The 25730-nt window shown below is 54.1% G+C and carries 23 protein-coding genes and 1 tRNA gene; all 24 read left to right on the top strand.

Features of this window, described 5'->3' with window-relative positions; genetic code table 11:
* Window positions 1–42: 42 nt before the first annotated feature.
* The 24 genes from BQ2657_RS10225 (at window position 43) to BQ2657_RS10110 (ending at window position 25730) form a co-directional block, all read left to right on the top strand.
* The gene (locus BQ2657_RS10225; RefSeq protein WP_075580516.1) at window positions 43–1092 is read left to right on the top strand and encodes a M24 family metallopeptidase; all 1050 of its coding nucleotides are present in this window, start codon (window positions 43–45) and stop codon (window positions 1090–1092) included.
* 40 nt (window positions 1093–1132) lie between these two features.
* The gene (gene efp, locus BQ2657_RS10220) at window positions 1133–1690 is read left to right on the top strand and encodes an elongation factor P (RefSeq protein WP_075580515.1); all 558 of its coding nucleotides are present in this window, start codon (window positions 1133–1135) and stop codon (window positions 1688–1690) included.
* Between the two features lie 89 nt (window positions 1691–1779).
* Window positions 1780–2388, top strand: coding sequence for a histidine phosphatase family protein (locus BQ2657_RS10215; protein ID WP_075580514.1), 609 nt, complete (start codon window positions 1780–1782; stop codon window positions 2386–2388).
* A gap of 61 nt (window positions 2389–2449) precedes the next feature.
* Complete coding sequence (locus BQ2657_RS10210; protein ID WP_315968742.1) at window positions 2450–3376, top strand: DUF2156 domain-containing protein; 927 nt, start codon at window positions 2450–2452, stop codon at window positions 3374–3376.
* A gap of 13 nt (window positions 3377–3389) precedes the next feature.
* Window positions 3390–4571, top strand: a complete 1182-nt coding sequence (locus BQ2657_RS10205; protein WP_075580512.1) for a GNAT family N-acetyltransferase — start codon at window positions 3390–3392, stop codon at window positions 4569–4571.
* Window positions 4572–4582: 11 nt separating this feature from the next.
* Window positions 4583–8359: a phosphoribosylformylglycinamidine synthase gene (locus BQ2657_RS10200; RefSeq protein ID WP_075580511.1), complete on the top strand. Its 3777-nt coding sequence runs from the start codon at window positions 4583–4585 to the stop codon at window positions 8357–8359.
* A gap of 87 nt (window positions 8360–8446) precedes the next feature.
* Complete coding sequence (locus BQ2657_RS10195; RefSeq protein ID WP_075580510.1) at window positions 8447–11374, top strand: insulinase family protein; 2928 nt, start codon at window positions 8447–8449, stop codon at window positions 11372–11374.
* A gap of 23 nt (window positions 11375–11397) precedes the next feature.
* Entirely contained in the window at window positions 11398–12438 is a 1041-nt protein-coding gene (locus tag BQ2657_RS10190; RefSeq protein WP_075580509.1) for a 3-deoxy-7-phosphoheptulonate synthase, read from the top strand.
* Window positions 12439–12457: 19 nt separating this feature from the next.
* Window positions 12458–12871 (top strand): amino acid-binding protein, encoded by a 414-nt coding sequence (locus BQ2657_RS10185; protein ID WP_075580508.1) that lies wholly within the window; start codon window positions 12458–12460, stop codon window positions 12869–12871.
* Window positions 12872–13022: 151 nt separating this feature from the next.
* Complete coding sequence (locus BQ2657_RS10180) at window positions 13023–13820, top strand: class I SAM-dependent methyltransferase (protein WP_075580507.1); 798 nt, start codon at window positions 13023–13025, stop codon at window positions 13818–13820.
* A gap of 238 nt (window positions 13821–14058) precedes the next feature.
* Entirely contained in the window at window positions 14059–14601 is a 543-nt protein-coding gene (locus BQ2657_RS10175) for a flavodoxin family protein (protein WP_075580506.1), read from the top strand.
* A gap of 28 nt (window positions 14602–14629) precedes the next feature.
* Entirely contained in the window at window positions 14630–15400 is a 771-nt protein-coding gene (locus BQ2657_RS10170; protein ID WP_075580505.1) for an SDR family NAD(P)-dependent oxidoreductase, read from the top strand.
* A gap of 250 nt (window positions 15401–15650) precedes the next feature.
* Window positions 15651–16079, top strand: a complete 429-nt coding sequence (locus BQ2657_RS10165; protein WP_075580504.1) for an FKBP-type peptidyl-prolyl cis-trans isomerase — start codon at window positions 15651–15653, stop codon at window positions 16077–16079.
* 13 nt (window positions 16080–16092) lie between these two features.
* On the top strand, window positions 16093–16581 hold the full coding sequence (locus BQ2657_RS10160) for a hypothetical protein (protein ID WP_075580503.1): 489 nt from the start codon (window positions 16093–16095) through the stop codon (window positions 16579–16581).
* 57 nt (window positions 16582–16638) lie between these two features.
* Complete coding sequence (locus BQ2657_RS10155; protein ID WP_075580502.1) at window positions 16639–17523, top strand: DMT family transporter; 885 nt, start codon at window positions 16639–16641, stop codon at window positions 17521–17523.
* Window positions 17524–17734: 211 nt separating this feature from the next.
* Window positions 17735–18868 carry a cation diffusion facilitator family transporter gene (locus BQ2657_RS10150; protein ID WP_075580501.1) on the top strand — a complete coding sequence of 378 codons (1134 nt, stop codon included), beginning with the start codon at window positions 17735–17737 and terminating at the stop codon, window positions 18866–18868.
* A gap of 159 nt (window positions 18869–19027) precedes the next feature.
* Window positions 19028–19411: a metal-dependent transcriptional regulator gene (locus tag BQ2657_RS10145; RefSeq protein WP_075580500.1), complete on the top strand. Its 384-nt coding sequence runs from the start codon at window positions 19028–19030 to the stop codon at window positions 19409–19411.
* A 67-nt stretch (window positions 19412–19478) separates the two neighbouring features.
* Window positions 19479–19910 carry a GNAT family N-acetyltransferase gene (locus BQ2657_RS10140; protein WP_075580499.1) on the top strand — a complete coding sequence of 144 codons (432 nt, stop codon included), beginning with the start codon at window positions 19479–19481 and terminating at the stop codon, window positions 19908–19910.
* A 72-nt stretch (window positions 19911–19982) separates the two neighbouring features.
* Window positions 19983–20057, top strand: a tRNA-Asn gene (locus BQ2657_RS10135).
* Between the two features lie 103 nt (window positions 20058–20160).
* Window positions 20161–20973, top strand: a complete 813-nt coding sequence (locus tag BQ2657_RS10130) for a nitroreductase family protein (protein WP_075581067.1) — start codon at window positions 20161–20163, stop codon at window positions 20971–20973.
* 15 nt (window positions 20974–20988) lie between these two features.
* Window positions 20989–21420, top strand: coding sequence for an Asp23/Gls24 family envelope stress response protein (locus tag BQ2657_RS10125; protein ID WP_075580498.1), 432 nt, complete (start codon window positions 20989–20991; stop codon window positions 21418–21420).
* 247 nt (window positions 21421–21667) lie between these two features.
* Window positions 21668–23236 (top strand): AbgT family transporter, encoded by a 1569-nt coding sequence (locus BQ2657_RS10120; protein WP_075581066.1) that lies wholly within the window; start codon window positions 21668–21670, stop codon window positions 23234–23236.
* Window positions 23237–23337: 101 nt separating this feature from the next.
* Window positions 23338–24432, top strand: coding sequence for an amidohydrolase family protein (locus tag BQ2657_RS10115; RefSeq protein WP_075580497.1), 1095 nt, complete (start codon window positions 23338–23340; stop codon window positions 24430–24432).
* 197 nt (window positions 24433–24629) lie between these two features.
* A complete protein-coding gene (locus tag BQ2657_RS10110) occupies window positions 24630–25730 on the top strand; it encodes a helix-turn-helix domain-containing protein (protein WP_075580496.1) in 1101 nt (366 codons plus the stop codon).

Below are 25730 nucleotides of genomic sequence, written 5' to 3'. Positions count from 1 at the left end.
GTCGAACTGATTCTGTTCGACCATGGACGAGGAGACGATAGGATGAAGGCTTTGGACAGGCTGCGGACTTTCCTGGAACAGGAAAAGGTGGATGGCATCTTTATCAAAGGCGATTCCTCCATCCGGTACTTCACCGGGTTTACAGGAGGAGAAAGCCTGCTGTATGTGGATCCCCGGCGGGCGGTGATCATCACGGATTCCCGGTATACTTTGCAGGTACGCCAGCAGTCTCCGGAATGTGAACTGATCGAACACCAGCATGGATTCTGGCCGGAAGCGGCCAAGCTGCCGAATTCTGAGAACCTGGCCCTGGATGGAGACTATTTTTCCTATACGGAACAGTGTGCTCTGGCAAAAGCCCTGCCGGATGTCCGCTGGAAGAATGTGAATCTGGTAGGTCTCCGGGCGGTGAAGACCCCTGAAGAGATGACCCTGATCCGCAAGGCCGTAGCGATTTCTGATGAGGCTTTCCTGCAGCTGCTGCCCCATATCCGGGCCGGCCGGAAAGAGAGCGATTTGGCAGCTGAGCTGGAATACAATATGCGGAAGCTGGGATCCACCAAACCTTCCTTTGAGACAATCTGTGCTTCTGGGAAACGGAGTGCCCTGCCTCACGGGGTGGCTTCGGAAAAGGTGGTGGAGCCGGGCGATTTCATCACTTTTGATTTCGGTGCTACCTACGAAGGCTACTGCTCTGACATCACCCGTACGGTGGTGGTGGGGAAGGCAGCGCCCTGGCAGAAGGAAATCTATGGAATCGTCCTTGAGGCCAACCTGCTGGGGGAAAAGACCCTGAAGGCCGGGCTGACCGGCATCCAGGTGGACCGGGCTGTGCGTGATTTCATCACTGCCAAAGGATATGGACCGAATTTCGGCCATGGACTGGGCCACGGCGTAGGATTGGACATCCATGAAAAACCGGTGCTGAACAAAGCCAATGACCGGCCGCTGCCGGCAGGGGCAGTGGTGACCATCGAACCGGGCATCTACCTGCCTGACCAAGGCGGGGTCCGGATCGAAGACACGGTGCTGGTCACCGGGGACGGCTGTGAGCGGCTTACTTCCGTCCCGAAAGAATTGGTAGAACTTTGATTCTTATAGATTAGAAACTACTATTTTGGAGGTTGTTTTCATGATTTCTACAAATGATTTCAAAACAGGCGTAACGGTTGAAATTGACGGCGATGCATGGCAGGTCGTTGAATTCCAGCATGTAAAACCCGGCAAAGGCGCCGCTTTCGTACGGGCCAAGATGCGCAATCTGTGCACCGGCGCTGTGGTGGAACGGACTTTCAACGCTGCTGAACGTCTGGAAAATGCCATTGTTGAAAGAAAGGGCATGCAGTATCTGTATGAATCCGACGGCACCTATGTGTTCATGGATAATGAAACCTATGATCAGCTGGAACTGAACAAGGACCAGCTGGGCAAGGCCGTGAATTTCCTGAAAGAAAACATGGATGTGAAGGTCATCACCTTCAAGGACCGGATCCTGGGCGTGGAACTGCCCAACACGGTGGAACTGACCGTAGTGGAAACCGAACCGGGGATCAAAGGGGATACCGCTACCGGCGGCAGCAAGAACGCCAAGATGGATACCGGTTATGTCGTAAAGGTCCCTCTGTTCATCAACGAAGGGGATGTGCTGCAGATCGATACCCGTACCGGCGATTACATTGCAAGAGCTTAAGAAGCAGAAAATGGGGCTGTCCGTGGACAGCCCCGTTTTGTATCCTTTTGTTTCTTGCTGGCCTGGAATGTTTAGAAAAGGATGGCTTTATGAAGACGATTTATTTGGTACGCCATGGGGAGACCTTGGCCAACCGGCAGGGCATCCTCCAGGGCTGGAGCAACAATCCCTTGGATGATACCGGCCGGAAGCAGGCGGCGGCCCTGGTGACCCGGGCATCCCGGGTACCAGTGGATGCGCTCTATACCTCGGACTTGATCCGGACCCAGGAAACCGCTGCTCCTCTGGCTGCTGCTCGGGGCCTGGAACCAATGGTGGTGCCGGGCCTGCGGGAAATCTCTTTCGGCAAATGGGATGGCCACCATTTGAAAGAGATCCAGGAAAAGGATCCGGATACGCTCCGGGATATTTTCCTCAAGCCGGGACAGGTGGATCTGGCAGCGGAGGAAAATCTGGCCGCTTCTCAGGAACGTGGCTGGAAGGCCTTTACAGATCTGGTAGAAGAAATGGAACCGGACGGCACCATCCTGTGCGTCAGCCACGGAGGATTGATCCGGCTCCTGGTCTGCCGGATCCTAGGCTTTCCCATTGATAATATGTGGCGGATGAGCCTGGCCAATACGGCCTTCGTCCAGGTAGTCCAGACGGAAGATTACGGCTTCCGGGTGGATCGGCTGAATGATATGGGGATGCTGTAAGGGGGGCTGTTGCCTGCCCGCTGGCAGTTTATGCCTCTTGACTCATCTGTTATAATAATAGATACAAATCAATCATCTTACAAATGAGGGAGCGATTTTTATTTTAGAATTCAAGCACATCAGTATTGACGACAAGCCGATATTCGATGATTATTTTACCGAAGAGGATTACCATGCCTCGGAATGCTGTTTCGGTTCCATCTTTATTTGGCGGAACCAGTATGACAGTTATTGGGGCATCAGCCATGGCTGTCTGCTCATCAAAGTGACCGTGAACGGAAATACCTTCGTCCTGCCTCCGTTTGGAGGAGTCAACGAGGATCTGCCCAAAGTGATCTGTGCCCTGAAGCAGTATTTCAAAGGGGAACCTTTTGAAATGCATGGCATCTACGAGCATACCATCGAACGGTTCCAGAAGTATCTGCCTCAGGTGAATACCTTCACCCCTGACCGGGACAACTGGGACTATGTGTATCAGCGTGCCAGCCTGGCCAGCCTCAGCGGGCGCAAGCTCCACGGCAAAAAGAACCATTACAATCAATTCATCAAGGACCATCCGGATTTCGTCTACGAACCCATCACTCTGGCCAACAAAGATGAATGCATCGCCTATGGCAAACAGTGGGTGGAAGAACGGGAACTGACCGATCCTTCCATTGTGGCGGAATATGATGCCATCCGGGAAGGCCTGGATAATTTGGACAAACTCCAGCTCCGGGGCGGGCTGATCCGGCTGGACGGCCAGGTGAAGGCCTTTACTTTTGGCGAGCGGACCGGCAAGAATACGGCGGTGATCCACGTGGAAAAGGCGGATCCGGACATCCGGGGCCTGTACACCGCCATCAACAAGGAATACATCGCCCATGAATGGCCGGATGTGACCTACATCAACCGGGAAGAGGATATGGGCAAGGAGGGCCTCCGGGAAGCCAAGGAATCCTATAAGCCTGTGTTCATGGTGAAAAAATACAATACGATCATCCGCTAAAAGGAGGATTGCCATGGATTTTCGTTTGCTCCAGCAGGATACCCTGTCCCAGGCGGCGGACCTATGGGATTACTGCTTTGAGAAGAAGGGGACGCCCTTTTACGAATGGTATTTCAAGGAATATGCCTTGAAGCAGAACCGGATCCTGGGCGGGTTCCAGGATGGGAGGCTCCAGACTATGCTCCATCTGAACCCCTATGTGCTGCGGGTCCGGGGAAAGGATTGGAAGGTCCCTTATATCGTAGGCGTAGCTACAGATCCAGTGGCCCGGGGACAGCATGCAATGGGCCAGCTGATGGAGACGGCTTTTACCACTCTCCGGGCCATGCAGGTGCCTTTTGCCATCCTCATGCCCATTTATGCCGGGATCTACCAGCCTTACGGCTTTGCCTGGACCCATCTGCGGAAACGGTATACCCTGCCCTTGGCCCAGTTGGACCTGGCAGGCCGGATCTTGGACGGCTTTACGGCGGAACGGGTAGATACCCGGCAGGCGGAAAGCCTGCTGGCTCCGATTTACGCCAAAACCATGGTCCGGTACCACGGCTATGCCGAGCGGGATCACCGGGTCTGGGAAAATACCTTAGTGACGGCAGCCCAGGAGAATTTTGAGACGGTTGTTGTAAAGTTTGACGGTGCACCGACGGCTTATGCGTTGTATAATAGGGAGAGTGGGACGGTGACGGTCCAGGAACTCCTGGCTGTGGATGCGCCCAGCAGGATCCGGCTGCTCCAGTATTTCAAAGGCTTGGCCGGCATCTATCAAAGGCTGAAATGGCTGGCTGCGGAGGATGATCTGACATACCTCCAGCTGCCGGACCAGGCCCTGGCCCCTCAGGAAGCCCCTTTCATGATGGGGCGGGTCCTCAATGCCGCGGCCTGTCTGAAAGCTATGCCCGTACCCCGGGAACTGGTGGGAAAGAAACTGGTCCTGGGCTTGAAAGATGAACAGATCGCCCTCAACACCATGCTGGTGAAACTGGACTTCACGGAAAAGGGCATCCAGCTGCTGAATACCTTGGATGATCCGGAAGTGCTGCTGGATGCGGGAACCTTCACCCAGCTGTTCTTCGGACTCTATGGGGCCCGGCAGCTCCAACAGGCTGGCATGATTTATGGGGACAGTGAAAATGCACTGGAAATCCTTGACAAATTGTTCCCCCGGGAGAATAATTTTATCAATGAGTATTTTTAAGGGAGGCTGTCATGAGCGACAAGATTACAAGAATTTATGTGGAGAAGAAGAAAGCATATGCTGTGGAAGCAGCAGGTCTGTGTTCTGATCTGCAGCAGACCCTGGGCCTGAAGAACCTGAAAAGCGTCCGGATCGTCAATCGGTATGATCTGGAAGGCCTCAGCGAGGAGGACTACCAGGCTGCCAGGAACCTGGTGCTCAGCGAAGCGCCGGTGGATGTGGTCCGGGACGAAGAACTGGAGATCCCTGCTGGGGTCCGGAGCTTTGCCGTGGAACTGCTCCCCGGCCAGTATGACCAGAGAGAAGATTTTGCCGCTCAGTGCATCCAGCTGATCACCCAGGGACAGCGTCCCATTGTGGCAGCCGCCAAAGTATACCTGCTGGAAGGGGATCTGTCCGACGCCGACTTTGAAAAAATCAAGGATTACTGCATCAACCCGGTGGAAGCCCAGGAAGCCGCCATCGAAAAACCGGAAACTTTGGATATGACCTGGGACGTCCCCAAACCGGTAGCCGTCTTGAAGGGGTTCCGGGACCTGGACCGGAAAGGGCTGGAAGATTTCCTGAACAAACAGGAACTGGCCATGAGCCTGGAAGATCTGGCTTTCATCCAAGAATACTTTAAAAAAGAAGACCGGGATCCTTCCATCACCGAAATCAAGGTGCTGGATACCTACTGGTCCGACCACTGCCGGCACACCACCTTTGAAACCAAACTGGAAAACGTTTCCATCACCGACGGTGTCTACACCCAGCCGGTGGCAGAAGCCTACGACCTGTATAAAAAAGACCGGGATTTCGTCTATGGGAAAGATACCCAGCGCCCCATCACCCTGATGGACATGGCCTGCCTGGCCACCAAGAAGCTGAAAAAGGAAGGGAAGATCCCCGATTTGGATGCTTCGGAAGAAATCAACGCCTGCAGCATCGTGGCCCCCATTGACGTGGACGGCAAAAAAGAAGACTGGCTGGTGATGTTCAAGAACGAGACCCACAACCATCCCACCGAAATCGAACCTTTCGGGGGCGCTGCCACCTGCCTGGGCGGAGCCATCCGGGATCCCCTCAGCGGCCGGAGCTATGTATACCAGGCCATGCGGGTCACCGGATCCGGCGATCCCCGGACTCCTTATGAAAAGACCCTGAAGGGCAAGCTGCCTCAGCGGAAGATCACCCTGGGGGCCGCTGCCGGGTACAGCTCCTACGGCAACCAGATCGGTCTGGCCACCGGTTCTGTGGAAGAATACTATCATCCCAAATTCGTGGCCAAACGCATGGAAGTAGGGGCCGTCATCGGGGCTGCTCCCCGGGATGCTGTGGTCCGGGAACGGCCAGCTGCCGGCGACCTGATCATCCTTTTGGGCGGCCGTACCGGCCGTGACGGCATGGGCGGCGCCACTGGTGCCTCCAAGGAACACACCACCAAGTCCCTCAGCGAATGCGGTGCAGAAGTCCAGAAGGGGAACGCTCCCAACGAACGGAAGATCCAGCGGCTGTTCCGGGATCCGGAAGTGACCCGTCTCATCAAACGGTGCAACGACTTCGGGGCTGGCGGCGTCTCTGTGGCCATCGGGGAACTGGCGCCGGGTCTTGTGATCAATCTGGACAAGGTACCCAAGAAGTACGAAGGCCTGGACGGCACGGAACTGGCCATCAGTGAATCCCAGGAACGGATGGCGGTGTGCATTGCCGCCGGCGACCTGGACAAGTTCATGGCTGCTGCCGCCAAAGAAAATCTGGAAGCCACGGTAGTGGCTGAAGTGGCGGAAGATCCCCGTCTGGTGATGTACTGGAGAGGGGAAAAGATCGTGGACCTGTCCCGGGCATTCCTGGACACCAACGGCATTCCTCAAAAGTCCAATGTTGTGGTGGATGGAGTGGAAGAAACCTCTCCTTTCAATAGCACCCCTGCAGAAGTGGAAGGGAAGAAGGACATCAAGGAAGCCTGGCTGGCCAACTTAGACCGGCTGAACGTATGCAGCGAAGAAGGACTGGGTGAACGGTTCGACGGATCCATCGGCCGGGGCAGCGTACTGATGCCCTACGGCGGCCGGAACCAGCTGACCCGTACCGAAGGTATGGCAGCCCGTCTGCCCGTCCTCCATGGCAAGACCAACGCTACCTCCATCATGGCCAGCGGCTATGATCCCAATGTGTGCTGCTGGAGCCCGTACCACGGGGCTATGTACGCGGTGGTGGAAGCCGTGTGCCGGGCTGCGTCCATGGGCGCCGATCCGAAGAAACTGCGTCTTTCCATGCAGGAATATTTCCCCAAACTCCATACGGAACATACCTGGGGCCGGCCCTTTGCCGCTCTCCTGGGTGCCTATAAAGCCTGCTGCGAACTGGAACTGCCGGCCATTGGCGGCAAAGATTCCATGAGCGGTACCTTCATGGATCTGGAAGTCCCGCCTTCCCTGATCTGCTTTGCAGTGGGGGTCATGGACGGCCGCGATACCATCTCCAACGAATTCAAACAGGCCGGCAACACCGTGGTTTTCATCCCCGTGCCCTGCGATGAGCACGAAGTGGTGGATTACCCGGCCCTCCGGACTCTCTTAGACAATGTCCACAAAGCCATCCTGGGCAAACGGATCCTCACCGCCGGTGTGGTGAAGGAAGGGGGCGTGGCAGCCGCCATCTCCACCATGTGCTTGGGCAACGGATTGGGCTTTGGCTTCGTGAAACCCTTCCTCCATGAGGAATGCCTGTTCACCCTGCAGCCCGGCGGTTTCCTGGTAGAAATGGCACCGGGAGCCGATGTGGAAAAAGTCTTTGCAGGCAACGACTTCCTGGTGCTGGGGTCCCTGACTGACGATGGGAAAGTCACCGTCAACGACACGGCCATTACCCTGGACGAAATCAAGGCTGCCTATACCCGTACCCTGGAAGGAGTATTCCCCTCTGTGGTGAAGGATTCCGGAAAGGATATCTGTCGGATGCCCTATTACCGGAACGACCTGCCTCTCACTGCACCGTATAATGTGGCTCAGCCCCGGGTCTTCATTCCCGTGTTCCCGGGCCTGAACTGTGAATACGACACCGCTGCTGCCTTTGAAGCAGCCGGTGCCAAAGCCGATATCTGCGTGATCCGGAATCTGACAGCGGAAGCCATCAAAGAGAGCGTGGAAGAAATGGCCAAACGGATCAAGGAAGCCCAGATCCTGGCCATCCCTGGCGGATTCTCTGCCAGTGACGAACCGGAAGGTTCCGGCAAGTTCATTGCTACCATGTTCCGGAACCCGGCCCTGAAAGAAGCCGTGATGGATCTCCTGTACAACCGGGACGGCCTGGCCCTGGGAATCTGCAATGGCTTCCAGGCCCTGATCAAACTGGGCCTGGTGCCTTACGGAGACATCCGTCCTCTGACGGAAACATCTCCCACCCTGACCTTCAACACCATCGGCCGGCACATTTCCCGGATGGTGGAGACGAAAGTGGTTTCCAACAAGTCCCCGTGGCTGGCCCTGACGGAACCGGGAGATATCCATACGGTGGCTGTTTCCCATGGGGAAGGCCGGTTCGTGGCCACGGAAGAGGAAATCAAGAAGCTCTTCGCCAACGGCCAGGTAGCCACCCAGTATGTGAACCAGGCTGGGGATCCCACCCTGGAAAGTCCTTACAACCCCAACGGTTCCCTGTATGCCATTGAGAGCATCACCAGCCCCGACGGCCGGATCCTGGGGAAGATGGGCCATACAGAACGGTTCACTGACGGCCTGATGAAGAACATCCCAGGCAACAAACTGCAGCCCCTGTTCCTGGGCGGTGTGCAGTATTTCAAGTAATTTTTCAGGGAAGGGGAGACTGCTATGGAGCAGCTCCCCTTTCTTTTATACAAAAGACGAAATCAGACACAAAGGAGAAGATTCTGCATGGAACTTTCTGTTGGAACGAAACTCCACGGTTTTACCGTACAAAAAATCACAGCCCTGCCGGATATCGAAGCTACAGCCTATGAGATGATCCACGATGCCAGCGGTGCCCATTTGTTCTATCTGGGCTGTGCCGATGACAACAAGGTGTTCACCATCGGTTTCCGGACTCCCAGCCAGGATGATACTGGGGTGGCTCACATCACGGAACATTCCGTGCTTTGCGGCAGCCGGAAATACCGCCTGAAGGAACCCTTCGTGGAACTGGTCAAAGGGTCCTTGAACACGTTCCTGAATGCCATGACCTATACGGACAAGACGGTGTATCCGGTGGCTAGCCGGAATGATAAGGATTTCCGGAACCTGGTGGATGTATACCTAGATGCGGTGTTCTATCCCCTGATTGGAGAAAATCCCTTCACACTGCGCCAGGAAGGCTGGCATTACGAACTGGGGAAAGAAGGGGATAAACCTCTGATTTACAATGGGGTGGTATACAACGAAATGAAGGGGGTCTATTCGTCCCCCGACGCCATTGAAGAACATGAAGTGATGAAGGCCCTGTTCCCGGATTCCCCCTACCGGTTCGAATCCGGCGGCCTGCCGTCCGCCATTCCCCAGCTGACCCAGGAAGGCTTCGTGGCCTTCCACAAAAAGTACTACAGCCCGGAAAATGCTTATATCTATCTGTACGGGAATATGGATCTGGAAGATTATCTTTCTTACCTGGATGGGGACTACTTGAGCCATTTCCCCAAAACGGGGAAGCTGAAGGTGGAAATCCCCCTCCAGGTACCTTTCGACCAGACCCGGGAAGTGAAGGCATCTTATCCGGTGCCGGAAGGGGATGACACCGCTCACAAGACCTATCTTTCCATGAACATCGTAGTAGGGTCCGCCCTGGACCAGAAACGGATCATGGCCCTGAAGCTCCTGACCCATGTGCTCCTGGACGGGAATAATGCTCCCCTGCGGCTGGCCCTTCTCCGGGCGGGCATCGGCAGCGATGTGTCCGGCAGCCTGAATGGATCCCAGCTCCAACCGGTGTTCTCTGTGGAAGTGAGCGGATCCGATCCGGATAAGGAAGACCAGTTCGTGAAGGTATTGTACCGGACCCTCCAGGAACTGTCCCGGAACGGGATCCCTCGCCGGCTCCTGGAAGCAGAACTGAATTCGGAAGAATTCAAGATGCGGGAAGCGGATTTCAATATCTATCCCAAAGGCCTGATCTATGGCCTGAATGTGATGGAAACCTGGCTCTACGGGGGAGACCCTACTGCTTGCCTCCGGTTCACCGACTGCCTGGACTTCCTGCGCAGTGCCATTGACAAAGGGTATTATGAACAATTGATTGAAACGGTGCTCTTGGACAACACCCATAAATGCCTGGTGACACTGACCCCTGAACCGGGGAAGGAAGCCCGGGATGCTGCCCAGTTCGCCCAAGAGATGGCGGAAAAGAAGAGAAAGATGGATGCCAGTCAGCTCCAGGAAGTGGAAACCATCGCCGACGAGCTCCATGCCCGCCAGGCTGCCCCTGACACTCCGGAAGCCCTGGCTTCCATTCCTCTGCTCCAGCGGTCCGACATTACCCGGAAAAATGATTTTGAACATCCCCAGGTGACCCAGGAAGGGAAACATATCCGTCTTGTGCTCCATCAGTTCACCAACAAGATTGCTTATTTCGACTGGTGCTTCGATCTGACCGGGGTGCCGGAAGACTTGCTGTGCTATGCCTATCTGCTGACGGATGTACTGGGAAAAGTGGACACCGACGACTATTCCTATGAGGAACTGACCACTCTGGCGGACCTGTATCTGGGGGGACTGAACTTCGAAGTGAAGCCCTACACCTGTTACAATGACACCAATACCTACCGGAACGTGTTCAAGGTGTCGGCCAAGGTGCTGGAAAAGAACGAGGACAAGCTCTTTGAGATCCTCAGCAGCATCGCTCTCCGGAGCCATCTGGATGACAAGAAGCGGCTGAAGGAAATCGTCAGCGAAGTGAAGACGGACTGGGACAACAACTTCTTTGCTCGGGGGATGACGGTAGCCACCCTGCGGCTCATGAGCTATTTCTCCAAATCTGCCCGGAGCATGGAACACGACCAGCTGACTTATTACCAGTTCCTCCAGGATCTGTGGGCCCATTTCGAGGAGCGGGTGGATCAGGTGATCGAAAAGCTCCAGCAGCTGCTGCCGGCTTTCTTCCACCAGGATGAACAGCTCCAATCCCTTTCCTGTGACAAAGAGATGGAGAAGGAAGCCCTGGAAAAGATGGCTGCCTTCACGGAACAGCTGCCCCATTCTCCCTATGCAGGCCAGCCCATGCCCCGGCTGGAAGCACCTGGGAAGGATGAAGGGATCATCACTTCCGGAAAGGTCCAGTACGTGCTGGCTGGAGGGAACTTCCATGACCATGGCTACCATTATACGGGAGCCATGAAGGTGCTGGAGACCATCCTCCGGTATGGCTATCTGTGGACCAAGATCCGGGTCCAGGGCGGCGCCTACGGAGCTGGTACCCGGTTCGATCCCAGCGGTACCTTCTATCTGTCTTCCTACCGGGATCCTAAACTGGCGGAAAGCCTCCAGGCCTATCGGGATCTGCCGGCTTACCTGGAAAAATTCCAGGCTTCCGACCGGGAAATGACCAAGTATGTGATCGGGACCATCAGCTTGGTGGATACCCCGCTGACCCCGGCTATGCATCTGGAAAAGGCCATTACCGCCCGGCTGAAAGGGACGCCGGAAGCCGTCGCCCAGAAGAAGCGGGACCAGATCATCGACTGTACTGTCGACGATATCCGGGCTCTGGCACCCTTGGTCAAAGACACGCTTTCCGATGGATACCTTTGTGTAGTGGGCGGAGAAGGGAAGATCCAGGAGAATAAAGAGCTCTTCAAGAAAATCATCAAAGCATAAGAGCGTAAGAAAGAAGGGATACAATGGAACTGGAAATGGAATTCATCCGGAAAATGCCCTCTCCCCAGGAATTGAAAGTGGAACATCCTGTGGAGCCGGCCATCTATGAAACCAAACGGCGGCGGGACGCCGAGATCCGGGATATCCTCACTGGGAAGGATAAGCGCTTCCTGCTGATCATCGGTCCCTGTTCTGCGGACAATGAGGATGCGGTGGTAGATTACTGCCACCGGCTGGCCAAAGTCCAGGAGCAGGTGAAGGATACCCTGTACATCATTCCCCGGGTCTACACCAACAAGCCCCGGACCATCGGAGTGGGCTACAAGGGCATGGCCCACCAGCCCGACCCGGAAGGGAAGGAAGATATGCTGGCGGGGATCATTGCCTGCCGGAACATGCACATCCGGGTCATCCGGGAAACCGGCTTCACCTGTGCGGAAGAGATCCTGTATCCGGAAAACCACCGGTATCTTTCCGATTTGGTCTCCTATGCAGCCATCGGAGCCCGGTCCGTGGAAGACCAGCTCCACCGGATGATTGCCAGCGGGGTGGGGATCCCGGTGGGGATGAAGAATCCCACTTCCGGCGACATCTCCGTCATGCTCAATTCCATTGCCGCTGCCCAGCATGAGCAGCAGTTCCTGTTCCGGGGCTGGGAAGTGCGGACCAAGGGGAACCCTCTGGCCCATGCCATCCTCCGGGGGTATGTGGATAAATTCGGTAAGAGCCTGCCCAACTACCATTATGAAGACCTGGTCCGGCTCTACGAAGAATACGGGAAACGGGACCTGGTGAATCCGGCCGTGGTCATCGATGCCAACCATGCCAATTCCGGCAAGAAATACCTGGAACAGATCCGGATCTCCAATGATGTCCTGTACAGCCGTCATATGAATACGGATCTGAAGAAGATGGTGAAAGGCATCATGATCGAAAGCTATATCGAAGACGGCAGCCAAAAAATCGGAGAAGGGGTCTATGGGAAATCCATCACCGATCCCTGTCTGGGCTGGCAGAAAACCGAAGAACTGATCCTGGAACTGGCAGGCCGGGTGGATTACTGAGAAAAAGGAGGCAAACTGCATGCTGAAGCAGATTTCTATTTTTGCGGCCAATCACAAAGGGGCCTTGGGAAAGATCACCAATGACTTGGCTAAGGACAACATCAATATTTACACCATGCTGGCTACGGACAGCGCCGAATTCGGCATCATCCGGCTGATCGTGGACAATCCTGACAAGGCGCTGGACACCCTCCAGGAAGCCGGCTACCAGTGCCGGATCGACTATGTGCTGGCTGTGGATATGGGCTCCGACCAGCCCGGTACCCTGGATAAGATCCTGACCCACCTGAGCCAGGCCAACGTGTTTGTCCGTTATCTGTATATTTCCTTCGACCGGAAGACTTCCAGCCCCATCGTGGTGCTGAAAACCGATGAGCCCGAAACCGAAACCTTCCTCCAGGGGAAGGGGTATACCCTGCTGGACCGGTTCTGAGAGAACAGAGAAGGGGATGCTGCACGTGAAATGGGTGCAGCATCCCCTTCAGTCTTACGCCGGCCGCTGACCGTTGACAAAGACCGCCGGATTTTCCGGCGGCCTTTTCCTACCTTTGTGCTATAATTATCCCGGTATGGGAGGTGGAATTATGGAACCTGATTATAAAAACTGGTTTCCTGAAAAATTTGTCATCCAAAGCGGCGTGAAGGCCCTGATCCCCCTGCTGCTGGCCATTGTGTTCGGGGCATGGGGCGTGGGAGGTCTTCCGGTACCCATCCGTCTGGTGCTGGTGTTCTGTTTTACCATGGCCGCATTCTGGTTCGGGTATCGGGCCTGGGAACTGTGGACGGCCTGGAAAGCCATGGATCTGACCAACCCCAGTTCCTTGGCCTGGAAGATCCTCAAAGGGGTGGCCTCTTATGTGGAACTGCCACCCAGGGGCAGATGTCTGGATATCGGCTGCGGCAGCGGCGCCCTGACTCTGGAAGTGGCCAAGTCACATCCTGACGCCGTGATCATCGGCACCGATCCCTGGGATCCCAAAGTCACCCCGGGCGTGGACCAGAAACTGTGCCAGGCCAATGCCAAAGCCGAAGGGGCAAAGCACGTGGTCTTCATGTACGGCATCGCCCAGAAAGTGGAATTCCCCGACAACACTTTCGACGCCGTGATCAGCAACTATGTCTATCACCACGTCCGGGGTATGGATCGGGTGGACGCCATTCTGGAAGCCCTGCGGACCTTGAAGCCGGGAGGTATTTTTGTGATCCACGACCTAATGACCAAAGGATTCTATGGAGACCGGGACATCCTGCTGAAACGGGTCCTGGAAAGCGGCTGCAAAGAAGCCAAACTCATCTCTACCGATAATGGAACCCTCATGACAAAAGAAGGAGCCGGCAGAGCCATGCTCACCGGGTCCTGTCTCCTGGTGGGAAGAAAGTAAGGAACAGGGAAGGGCGTACCCTGGCTGCCCGGAAGCCGATATGTTCAAAGGCGGATGCAGCGGCGCAGGTGCGTCCCTCCTTTTTTCTTTAAACAATACAAAAAACGTATCGTTAAACATGAATTATAACAATTAGCAATGGATACCAATCTGTGTTACACTGGTCCCTGTAAGAAACACAGCACCTTACCCTGGATTCCGGGGCGGGAAATACGCTGGAGAGACAACAGGAGGTCATATGAGCAAAGTACTTGTAATCGGGACCAGTCTCCGGACTGGAAGCAACTCTGACAGATTCGCGGAAGAAGTGGTCCGGGGTGCCAAAGCCGCCGGCCATGAGGTGGAATGGGTGACGCTGAAGGGAAAAGAAATCCATTTCTGCACCGGGTGCTTCGCCTGTCTGGAAAACCATCAATGCATATTCCATGACGGGGCTGCGGAAATTGCGGAAAAGGTCCGCCGTGCCGATACCCTGGTGTTCGCTACGCCTATTTACTACTATGAAATGAGCGGCCAGATGAAAACTCTGCTGGACCGGTGCAATCCCCTGTTCGGGTCCGATTACCAGTTCAGGAAGGTGTATCTGGTGTCTACTGCGGCAGAGGATGCTCCTCATGTGCCGGAGAAGGCACTGTCCGGGCTCCAGGGCTGGGTGGACTGCTTTGGCCGGGCAGAACTGGCAGGTTCTTTCTTCTGTGGCGGTGTCAATGATGGGAAAGAAGCAGAAACCCGGGAAAAGGATCTGGCCAGAGCCTATGACTTTGGAATGAAACTGCAATGATTTGGACAAGATAGGGAGGAAACAATCAATGGATGCAAAGATGCTGGAGGGAAAAGTGGCCATTATTTCGGGAGCCAGTTACGGTATGGGCTTTTCCATGGCTGAGGTGTTTGCCCGGGAAGGGGCCAAAGTGATCATGACTGCCCGTGGCCAGGAAAAATTGGGAGCGGCGGTAAAAGCGCTCCGGGACAAAGGATATGAAGTAACCGGAGTGGCGGCGGACAACAAGAATCTGGAAGATGTACAGCGGGTATTCCAGATGGCATTGGAGACCTACGGAGATCTGGATATCGTCATCAACAACGCGGCCATCGGGGAACAGAAGATGATCGATGAAACCGATGATGAATGGCTGGAATATGTGTACCAAACCAATGTGTTCGGACCCTTCCGGTTCATCCGGGAAGCCCTGAAAATCTTCCTGCCGAAAAATGAAGGGTGCATCATCAATATTTCTTCCGTAAACGGGACCCGGCCTTTTTGTGGAGCTTCCTATACTTCCTCCAAAGGCGCCATCAATACGCTGACCAAGAATGTGGCCATGCGGCTGATCGATACCAATATCCGGATCAATGCGGTGGCTCCCGGATCCACCATTACCCCGGCTCACTTGGCCAACAAAGCGGGCAAGCAGCCGGGAGGCGCCAAAATGCTGGAATACAGCAAGCATTTTGTGTATTTCCCAGGACCGGAATGTGAACCGGAAGATCAGGCCAATGCCTGTCTGTTCCTGGCATCGGATATGGGAAAACATGTCAAAGGACAGGTCATCCAGGTCTGCAACGGTGCATTTCTGTAAGGAATGGATTTGACTGGCTGGATGGGACTGTTCCATTGTACCAGCAAATACGGTCGTCAAGAGGCCGATAAGTTTAAAACCAGATGGGGGAGCATCTGATCTCCAACGCCCATTGACAATCGACAATTGACCGCTGACAAAGGCCGCCGGACCAACCGGCGGCCTTTCTGCCATTTACTTTCTCTCCCCAGTACGGTACAATAAGAACCGTCTGATAATTTTTGAGAAAACTGACAGAATGGAGCCAATCATGAGCAACGAAAACAAAAAAGTGAAAGTCCATTATGAAGGCACCCTGAACGACGGGACCAAATTCGATTCTTCCTATGACCGGGGAGAGCCTCTGGAATTCGTGGTCGGGGCCGGCATGATGATCAAGGGATTCGATGATGCGGTCCGGGACATGGCCGTAGGGGAAGTGAAGAACATCCATCTGATGCCGGAAGAAGCCTATGGGCAGCCCAATCCCCAGAACATCCTCACCGTGGAAATCGCCAAGATGCCCGGCTCGGAAAACCTGGAATTGGGCCAGCGGGTGGCCCTGGGCACCCCTAACGGCCAGCAGATCCCGGTGCGGGTCACCGAAAAGACCGGGTCCACCATCACTTTCGATGCCAACCACGAAATGGCCGGCAAAGAACTGAATTTCAAGATCGAACTGGTCGAGGTGGAAGGGTAAAGGGAGGATTCTCATGAACCCTTTGTATTTCCTGGAACATCAATTCTTCCCTGCTGTGGTCTATCCGGATCCGGAGGGGAAGCAGATCAGTCCTTTCCTTTTGGGAAATGCCTTTGGGACCCTGTGTGCCAGTGTCCTGACGGACCTGCCGGAAACCGGGGACGAGAACGAAAGGTTCTATCAGGAAGAAGATTTCGCTGCGGAAGGACTGGAAATCCGCAACGAACACACGGGACAGCCCCAGTGCTATGTGCTGCGGATGCATTTTCCCTTTGAAGAAGGCTGGAACTTCAACACCCTGTGTCCTCGGGCCTATCTGGTCCACGGGCTCCAGGGAGAAGATCCCCGGTATTATACTGTGGAATATGATGCCAACACCATGGGATACATGCTCTGCAGCTGGGACGGAGAAGGGAACCACACCAACTTCGGCCCGGTGGATCTGGGAGAAGACCCAGAACTGGCCCTGATCCTGAAACGGGAGAAGGGGCGGATGGTGTAGTGCTCGGAAGGAAAACGTCCGGGCGTTTTCCAACCATTCTATTTCGAGGCGATATTCATGGATAAAAATTGGCGGAGCCCGCTGCTCTGCACCTTGGTGATTGTAATTTGGGGGAGCCTGTACATTTCCGGTCGGCTGGTGCTCCAGCAGATTCCGGCCCTGTGGGTGCTGTTCATCCGGTATGCCCTTTCTTCGGTGATCCTGCTGGGGGTGGGATACCACAGTCTCCACGGCCAAATCGCCATTGCCCGAAAGGATTGGGGCGAGCTGCTGTTTGTGGGAGTGGTGGGATACTTCCTGTCCAATGCGGCTCTGTTTCTGGGTATCCAATATTCCAGTGCTTCTTTTGCTTCCCTGATCAATTCCCTGACTCCGGTGGTGATTTCCGGCCTGGCCATTGTTTTGCTGGGGGAAAAGGTGACCAAACTCCAGGGGTTATCCCTTTTGGTGGCGGTAGTGGGGGCAGCCGTCATCATCGGCAGGCCCACCCAGGGGGTGACCACCGCCGGTATGGTGATCTGCGTCTTTGCCCTGTTTTCCTGGGCCTATGCCACCATCCATCTGAAAAAACTTACCGCCCGGTACGATCCTTTGCTGGTCACCGGGTACGGCATGGCCATTGCGGCCCTGCTGTCTCTGCCCAGCGCCTGGGTGTTTGTACGGACCACCGGGGCTGCGGTATCTTTTACGGGGAATATCTGGGCTCCTTTGTTGTACACTTGTATTGTGTGCACGGCCCTGGCCCATCTGCTGTGGAATGAGCTGCTCCAGAAGCTGCCGGCCACCTACTGTGCCTCCTTTTATCCCCTCCAGCCCCTTACTTCCATGGTCCTAGGGGTAGCCATGCTGGGAGAAGTCATGACCCCGCACCTGCTCCTGGGAGCCGCCTGCATCGTAGCGGCCATGGTACTGAACAGCCTGGCGGCCCGCCAGGGGGCTTGAGAAGAAGTCAGACGTCAGTTTTGTACGGTTAAGCAGCAAGTCCGTCCTGCTGATTGCCAACAATCTGACGTCTAATTTCTGAAGGGCCCGTGAAGGCCGTTTTGACTTCTTTCTATTCATCGGAAGGAAAACGCCGGGATGGCCGTTTTCCAACCATTCCATTTGTGCTATAATGGGGGCAATTCTGTACGAGAGAGGCTGGCTGGTACTTATGGGTATTTCATTGACAAACGGGCGGCGGGAAAATATCATCCTGCGGACCAGCTGCATCGGGATCCTGGTCAATCTCCTGCTGGCTGGATTCAAGGCTGTGGTCGGCTTCAGCACCAACTCCATCGCCATCCTGATGGATGCACTGAACAACCTGTCCGATGTGCTGTCTTCAGTGATCACCGTGGCCGGAGCCAAATTGGCGGACCGGAACCCAGATTTCGAGCATCCTTTCGGCCATGGCCGATATGAATACCTCAGTGCCCTGGTGATTTCCATCATCATCTTTTACGCTGGCGTCACCGCCATGGTGGAAAGCGTGAAAAAGATCCTGGATCCGGAAGTTCCGGAATATACCACGGCTTCCCTCGTGCTCCTGGCGGTGGCTGTCATCGTCAAGATCATCCTGGGCCGGTACGTGAAGCGCAAGGGAGCAGAAGCTGATTCCGGGGCCCTGATCGGTTCCGGATCCGATGCCCTGTTCGATGCAGTCCTTTCCTTTTCCGTCCTGGTGGCGGCTTTGATCTACCTGGGCTGCGGAGTCTCCCTGGAATCCTATGTGGGCACGGTGATTGCCTGTTTCATCCTGAAAAGCGGTTTTGGCATGCTCCGGGATACCCTGAACGAAATCTTAGGAGAGCGGCCGGATCCCCTTCTGGTCCGGCAGATCAAGAACCTCCTGGTGGAAGAACCGGAGATCCGGGGAGCCTACGACCTGATGATCAATAATTATGGACCCGGCCGAAACTATGCTTCCGTCCACATCGAACTGCCCGATGTGATGACCGTAGAGCAGGTGGACCGGCTGACCCACCGGATCCACGAAAAGGTCTTCAAAGCCACCGGCGTCCATCTGTCCGGGGTCACCGTGTATTCTTACAACACCCGGGATCCGGAAGCGGCCCAGATGCGGGAACAGGTGAGCCAGCTGGTGATGAAGCATCCCTGGGCACTCCAGGTCCATGGATTCTATGTGGACAGGACGAAGAAAACCATGCGCTTTGATGTGGTGGTCACCTTTGGCCGGGATCGGGAGCCGCTCATCCAGGAGCTCCAGCAGGAAATCACCCGGCTGTATCCTGATTATCAGGTCTCCGTGGATATCGACCGGGATATTTCGGCTCTCCAAGGATAATCCATTTGCCTATGAGGAATGGTCATTTCCTGGCGGAATGAATAGGTCTTGGAAGGCCCGTCCTGCCAATTTGCACATTTCCTTTGCATAGTGTAGAATAGTATGTAAAGACTATCAAAATTCAGGCATCTTGGATGCTGCAGCAATAAGGTGAAATGAATGGAATACCATGAATCTGAATCGACGGAAATGTACCTGGAAACCATCCTGGTGCTGAAAAATCGGCTGGGGCTGGTGCGCTCCATTGACATAGCCAATGAAATGGGCTATTCTAAGCCCACCATCAGCGTGGCCATGAAAAAATTCCGGGGAGAGGGCCTGGTCACCGTGGATGAATCCGGGTTCGTCAACTTAACGGAAGCGGGGCGGGATATTGCCGAACGGATTTATGAACGGCATCAGGTGCTGACCCATATCCTTATGTCCCTGGGGGTATCTCGGGAACATGCGGAACATGACGCCTGCAAGATTGAGCACGATATCTGCGATGAGACATTCGATGCCCTGAAAAAGGAATATCTCAGGCTTCGTTCTAAAAAATAACCGATCACAGGGGTGTTGCGCGGATCACGTGCAGCACCCCTGTGCTTTCACAAAAGGAGGAAACAACATGCGTTTTACGGCTTACGAACAGCTGCCTCAAGAAGCACGGGCTCTGCGGGAAGAGGTGTTCTGCGGGGAACAGGGTTTCCAGGAGGAATTCGATGAAACCGACCGCACGGCCCATCATGGCCTCTTGTGGGATGATGGAGGCCAGCCTGTAGGGGTCTGCCGGTTCTTCCCAGGCCCAGAACCAGGAACCTGGATCCTGGGGCGGGTGGCTGTCAAAAAAGCCCTGCGGAAAACCGGTGTGGGATCGGAACTGATCCGGGGGATGGAGGAGGCTGTCCGGAAACTGGGCGGACGGGAAATCCAGCTCCATGCCCAAGTACGGGCCCGGCATTTCTACGAAACCCTGGGGTATCAGGCCTATGGGCCGGAAGAACCAGAAGAGGGCGTGCTCCATCAATGGATGAAGAAGACCTTGGAAATGGAAAAATAAAAAAATCCCGTCTTTTTGAAATTTGTTGTTGACACCAATGAAGATTTCGTGTAGAATAATCTTCGTTGAGATTCCCCGATAGCTCAATGGTAGAGCACTCGACTGTTAATCGAGTTGTTGTAAGTTCGAGTCTTACTCGGGGAGCCAATTGCAAATCATGCCGGACGGATGTCCGGCTTTTTTTAAATTATAATGGGTTTGCCGCTTTGCCCGGCACCGAAGCTGTCCAAGAGAATATGAGGTGTTTTATTTGGTTGGAATTTTAACGGTTGATCAAGATAAATGTGTAAAGTGTGGGATCTGCTCCAAAGTCTGTCCCAGCTGTATCATTGAAATGGGAGAAAACGGCCCCGTCTGCATCAATGATATGTCCTGCATGTCCTGTGGTCACTGCGTTTCCGTCTGCCCCACCGGTGCTCTTGACAATTCCCGCTGCCCTTATGCAGAGACTGAACCCATCCCCATGGAAGTGCTGGATGCCAAGACGGCCTACAACTTCCTGCGTATGCGCCGGAGCATCCGGAATTTCACGCCTGAACTGGTCAGCGAAGAAAAGATGAAGCAGTTGCTGGATATCGCTCGGTATGCTCCTACAGCTGCCAATTCCCAGGGCTTGTACTATATTGTTGTGTCAGACCGGGAACTGATCAAAAAGATCACGGACTGTGTGGCCGACTGGATGCAGGAGGAAATCGACAACAATTCTCCCCGCCGCCGGTATTTCCGGAAAGTCTTGGAAGTCTACCGGGACCGGGGCGTGGATATCATCGGACGGAATGCCAAACAGCTGGTCTTTGCCCTGGCCCGCCGGCTGAACGTCACTGGTGTGAGCAACTGCGAACAGGCTTGGGCCTATGTGGAACTATATGCACCCACCCTGGGCCTGGGAACCACGATCATGGGCTTTATTGAAACCTGTGCCCGGGCAGATTATGCCCCCTTGCGGGAACTGCTCCAGGTGCCTCAGAAACAAGTCATTGTAGGGACTCTGCTGGTGGGGTATCCCAAGTATAAATATAACCGTTTGGTGGACCGGCAGCATCTAAAGGTAGAGTTCCGGTAAAAAGGAGCTGATTCCATGATCCAGGGAAAAACCATTATCTGTGAAGAAGTTTTTGTCCAGCTGGTCCGTCTGGCTGCTGCCCGGGTGGAGAAAGTGACCCTGTGGGAACAGAGCGGAGGCGGCCTCATGTCTTTTGCCAAGGGGCTGGCCGGGAAGAATACTCCTGCAGTCTCGGTGGAAAAGACGGATGCGGAAGTCCAGGAAAATGGCACGGTGAAAAAAGGCCATGTGAGTTTTGTCCTGAAAGTGTCCGCTGCTTATGATGCTTCCATTCCGGAAACTGTGGAAGAACTGCGGGAAGCCGTGGTGAAAGAAGTGGTCCGGATCACGGATTTCCAGGTGGACCGGGTGGATATCATCGTGGCCCAGCTGGAAGGAGCGGAACAGCTTCCCATTGCTGCGGAAGAGACGGCTGAAGAAGAGCAAGACCGGGAGAATGGTCAATGAAAAGGGGAGCTGCTGCATGTGTGGATTTGCACACGCAGCAGCTCCCTTTTCAATTGTCCATTTGGAATATACAGAATTCTGCTCTTTTGCCTTGACGGTACACAGTCCTTTGACAGAAAGATAAATTATTGGAAATTATCGTAAATTAATAAAATTCATACTAGACGAATAATTCAATATCTCTTATAATGAGTGTAATCAAATCATTATAAGAGGTGATCCCATGGAAAAAGAAAAAAAATCTCTCATGAACCGCTTTATTGATATCATCGAAAAAGGCGGCAACAAACTCCCGCATCCCTTCATCCTGTTTGGTATCCTCCTGGTGGCAATTCTGGTCTTATCCTTTATTTTCAGCCAGCTGGGAACCAGTATCACCTACTACAGCGCCTCTAAGACGGCAGGCGCTGCCGGAAAAGAAGTGACGGTAAAGGTGGTCAATCTGCTGTCTGCAGACAACCTCCGGTATCTGATCACCAAATATCCGGACATCTATGTGGGGTATACCCCCCTGAAGCTGACCCTGGTCATGATGGCTACAACGGCTTTCATCGATAAGACCGGCTTCTTTGAGACCTTGATGAAAAAATACTTACTGAAGGCTCCTAAATCCCTGATCACTTTTGCCGTTGCTTTTATGGCTGTCAATGCCAACCTGATGAGCGATGCCGGGACCTACTTCTCCCTGGCCATCGGCGGGGTCATTTTCCACGCCATGGGCCGAAATCCTCTCATTGGGGTGATCCTGGGCTATGCAGGGTGCAGCGGCGGTTTTACGGCCAACCTGTTCCTGGCTGGAACGGATGCTCTGCTGGCCGGCATTACGGAAAACATCGTGGAACAGATGGGCCTTCCTGTGGCCATCAACCCAGCCATCAACTATTTCTTCATGGCTTCCGCCACATTCTTCCTAGCCATTACTTTGACCCTGTTCACGGAAAAAGTGGTCTGCAAGATGGTGGGGGATGGGGAAGGTGTGGTAGACCGTTCCCTTTTGGAAAAATATAAACCCACGCCGGAGCAGGAAAAGGGCCTGCGTTGGAGTGCTTACGGGTTCCTGTTCTTCTTGGCGGTGATGGCCCTTTTGACCGTACCCCAGGATGCCATTTTGCGGAACGAGGCGGGCGGCTTCCTGCCAAAATCTCCATTGTTCCAAGGCATCACCATGATCATCGCCTTCCTGTTCGTGAGCACCGGTATGCCCTATGCCTTTGCCACCGGGCAAATCAAGAAAGGCCGTGACCTGGCTGGCATCCTGAACGCCGGACTGAAGACAGCCATTCCCCTCATGACCACCACCTTTATGGCCTGCGTGTTCATCGATATGGTGAATAAATCCAACATCTTCCGGATTGTCGCCATTGCCGGAGCAGAAATCCTGAAAGGGGCCGATGTGGGCGTGCTGCCTCTCTGCCTCTTGGTTATCCTTGTGACCACGCTGGTGAACCCCTTCATGACCAGCGGCTCTTCCAAGTGGCTTTTGATTGCACCTATGATTGTTCCCATGTTCGCCATTCTCCATGTGCATCCAGCTTATGCCCAGCTGGCCTACCGGATCGGGGATTCCTGCACCAATATCTGCTCCCCTCTCCATTCAGCCCTGCCGGTGATCATCGGTCTCTTGGAAGAATACCAGAGTGAAGGGCTGATCCCCCTGCGGCCGGGAGAAACGGAACAGCGGGATATCGGGATGGGGACCATATTCTCCCTGACCATTCCCTATTCCATGGTGCTCCTGTCTACCATGACTGCCATGTTCATCGTCTGGATGCTCCTGGATCTGCCCATCGGGCCGGGGGTGACGCTGTATATTTGAGTGGTGTGGGAAGTGCAGCGTGCAGAGGGCAGTGCTTTGCGCTGAACGTTGAACGACCAACGACGAACGATGAACGACCAACGATATAAGGAGGTAAAACTATGCTGATCCGCAATGCCAATCTGTTGAACCCCGGTACGGAACGGGGCATCTATGACATCTTGATCCGGGATGGGAAAATCGCCCAGATCGCTCCCCATATCGATGCCGAAGAAGAGGTGGAGCTGGATGTCCAGGAAATGTATGTGACGCCCGGCCTGGTGGACGCTCATACCCATCTGGGACTGAAGGCAGATTCCCAGGGAGAATTCTATTCCGACCACAACGAGAAAAAGAGCATCCTGTCCCCGGAAATGCGGGCCATCGATGCCATCGATCCCCAGAACGTAACCTTCCAGGAAGCGCGTAAAGCAGGGATCACCACCTGTGCCAGCGGCCCGGGGTCCCTGAATGTGGTGGGCGGCCAGTATGCCTGCATCAAGACTGCGGGGGAGATCATCGATGATATGGTCCTGGATCCTTATTTCGCCATGAAATGTGCCTTGGGGGAAAATCCCAAGAAAGGGTATGAGACCACTCGGATGGGGATCGCCGCTACCCTGCGGAATTTTCTGTTCCAGGCCAAAGCCTATGCAGAAGATCCCAATCACAGATTCGATATGAAACTGGAGCCCATGGTGCCGGTGATCCGGGGAGAGAAAGCCCTGAAGATCCACTGCCATGAAGGCATCGACATTGTAACGGCGGTGCGGATCTGTGATGAATTCCACCTGAAATTCACCTTGGACCATGTGACCTGCGGAACCGATGTGCTGGAATTCCTCCGGAAACGGCCGGAAATCCCTCTGCTGCTGGGACCTAGCCTGGGACATCGGAGCAAGGTGGAACTCCACGGAAAAGGCTTTGAAAATGTGGTGAAACTGGCGGAAGGCCGGGATGTGTGCCTGATCACTGACGCACCGGTGATTCCCCTCCAGTATCTGCCCCTCTGTGCGGGCTTGGCCATTGCCAAAGGAATGCCCTATGAACGGGCTCTGGAGGCAGTGACCATCAACCCGGCAAGGGTCATGGGCGTGGAAGACCGGGTAGGCAACCTGGCTGTCGGCAAAGACGCGGACCTTGTCATCTGGAAGGACAAACCTTTCGTGGTGATCCAGGATCCGGTGGCAGTATTCATCAACGGGGAAAGAGTGTAAGGAAAAGGGGCTGCTGCACGTGCGAAAACCACACATGTGCAGCAGTCCTTTTTCACTATTTTTCCCAATAAGCATAAGATTTTTGATGTATGGTTGTAAAATGTCTCGTTTTATTTTAAAATAAAATACCCAACAGCACAGTTGTACCCTGATGATGGAGCAGGGAAATGAGATGTTTGAACGAAAGGAGAAACAATATGGCAGTGCCTTTTCATTTTTTTTATGAAGAGCCGCAGAACCATCTTGCCCTGAAAGAGTATATTTACAAGATTGGTACATTCCATTATCATTGGCACAGGGATTTGGAACTGCTCCTGCTGCTGAAAGGTGAAGTGGAGCTGCTGAACAACGGAGTGAGGACCATTTTGCGGCCCGGCGATTTGGTTTTGGTCAATCCCGGAATCGGGCATGCCACCCTGGCTCGGGAACCAAAAAGCATCGCCCTGCTTTTTCGCCTGGACCCGGTATTTTTTTCCGACAACGGTCCTGGCTGCCAGAACATGACATTTACCTTAAACTCCAGGATGTATCCGGAACAGTCAACTTGGTATCCTGTATTCCGCAGGGATATGGCTGCCATGATGCTGGCCATGGTGAAGCGGGACAAGATGGATAAAATTGCTTTCTTTCAGTCTTTTTATGACGTACTTTTCCTCCTGACCCGATACTATAAGGATCCGGATCCGGAAGAAAAGAAGAGGACACAGAAAACAGTCGAAAAACTGCGGATGGCCACGGATTTTATCGATGCCCATTATATGGAGAAACTGACATTGACAGAAACTGCGGAGAGAATCGGTTACAGTACAAATTACTTGTCTCAGCTGTTCAAAAAGGAAATAGGGGTCAACTTTTATGAATATGTAACCCGGAAAAGACTGCGGGAAGCTACCCGTGAACTGGACCGTACAACCAAAAAGATCCTGGAGGTCGCCACGGATAACGGGTTCCAAAACTTGAAATCTTTCAATGTGAAATTCAAGGAAGTTTTTGGAAGGACACCTTCTCAGTACCGGGAACTGCTCGAAGATATCGAAGTACGAGACGTGAAAGATTACCATGTCAGATACATCGACCAGAGCAATAAAGAGATTTGGTCCATACTAGAAAGATACAGCACCTATGGAGAAGCAGAAAAAACTCCAGCAGAAGAACGTCAGGGGCAGTCATTCCCGGAACGGGAGGAAATCCAGGCACTGGCTCGGATACTCCTGAATCGGACAGAAGAACTCCGGAAACAGACTCGGAATTTCTATGAAAAAGTCTGTCCGGAATCTGAAAAATCGACTAGGTCATAA

Origin of the sequence: Acidaminococcus massiliensis, assembly GCF_900095825.1 — a bacterium.
Taxonomy (GTDB): Bacteria; Bacillota; Negativicutes; order Acidaminococcales; family Acidaminococcaceae; genus Acidaminococcus; species Acidaminococcus massiliensis.
This window is presented reverse-complemented; position numbering and strand designations above follow the sequence as displayed.